This window comes from Cyclobacterium sediminis, from assembly GCF_054781075.1.
Map to the genome: position 1 here is coordinate 1 of NZ_BAAGVC010000034.1, position 1,343 is coordinate 1,343.

Annotated in this window: 2 protein-coding genes; one reads left to right on the forward strand and one right to left on the reverse strand. The window is 37.7% G+C overall.

Going from position 1 to position 1,343, the window contains the following annotated elements; translation table 11 throughout:
* Positions 1-28 precede the first annotated feature (28 nt).
* Positions 29-235 (reverse strand): hypothetical protein, encoded by a 207-nt coding sequence (locus ACYVHJ_RS19410; protein WP_460518151.1) that lies wholly within the window; start codon positions 233-235, stop codon positions 29-31.
* Between the two features lie 510 nt (positions 236-745).
* On the opposite strand from ACYVHJ_RS19410, the gene ACYVHJ_RS19415 reads away from it, so the two are divergent.
* Positions 746-1,114 carry a transposase gene (locus tag ACYVHJ_RS19415; RefSeq protein WP_460518154.1) on the forward strand — a complete coding sequence of 123 codons (369 nt, stop codon included), beginning with the start codon at positions 746-748 and terminating at the stop codon, positions 1,112-1,114.
* The last annotated feature ends 229 nt before the right edge of the window (positions 1,115-1,343 follow it).

Consider the following 1,343-nt stretch of genomic DNA (forward strand, 5'->3'; position numbering starts at 1 on the left):
CTTAGAAAATTAATGTAATTTTGTCATACTAGCCTTTTTTAGTTACCAAAATCCAAGGGGGGTCAATATCACCGTTGGAGGGGTCAACATCACCGGTATTTCCACTATTGTGATAGAGTGTAGCTTCATACCCTAAAATTACAGACATGATATAATGTGCTAATTCATGCAATATTATGGTGAGTAAAAAGCCAGTTGCTAATCCTAAGGTTGAATTGATGGTACTCTTTATCATCTATTTTGCATTTAACCTCTTGTGCCAATTTGGTTCTGCTTGGAGCCGGCGGGCTTCCGGAGCCATTCTCTTCCAACCTCCTAACCTCTTAAAGATACTAATTTTTATTCTTACTCGGTACCGTCCGCTGTACCCCGGCTGGGTGTAGAATCGGCTACACCCTTTTATTCCTAACTTACTTTAAAGTTGAAATCTTTTATATGCCATTTGCAATGGCTTCTTAAAGACCTCCTTATCCAAGTAAACAAATGGACAAAATTTTGAGACCCCATCCAAATCAACGACACTTTATTCAGTTACTCGGGCAGCATTCATTTATAATTCAATCAAGGATAGACTATTTTTAGTTATGGGAGAGGCTTATTAAATAAGAGATCAGGAAATCGAGCCTGCCCGAGGCAGACAGGCATGACAAAATCGTCAGGCCAAAAAATGATTATTGTAGCGAGATTCCACCCCGATAAACCGGGGCAAGTTCTGACCTTTGGAAAACAAATATAAACAGATGAAATGCCCTATTTTTTAACATTCCAAGTGGTGGGATGGGTAGCTATGTTTTCAAGAAAAGTCTATCGAGATTTTATCTTGGAAAATCTGGCTTATTGTAGAAAGGAAAAGGGACTTTTCCTCTTTGGTTATGTCATCATGACCAATCACCTTCACTTGGTTGTTCAACAAAAAGATGCGAAATTATCAGGATGGGTGCGTGATTTTAAGAAATTTACAAGCAAGAAATTGCTAAAAATGATAATTGAAAACCCTCAGGAAAGCAGAAAGGAATGGTTGAAGATAATTTTTGCCTATCATGCGAAATTTAATAAAAGAACTGGGGAGATGCAATTTTGGACACATGAAAACCATGCTATCGAACTGAAATGATTGAAAGTTGAATGAATTATATACATGAGAATCCGGTAAGGGCAGGAATAGTGGAAAAACCAGAGGATTACATGTGTTCGAGTGCAAGAAATCGAGCATGACCCAATTGTCACGGGATTAGACGATCGGTCTCGTCCTGAAAATGGTTGACACTTTTGTTTTTCAAATATAGTAAGTGTTTTAATTTTTAAGAAGTTTCATTTAACTTACAGTACCACGATAAAGCGGA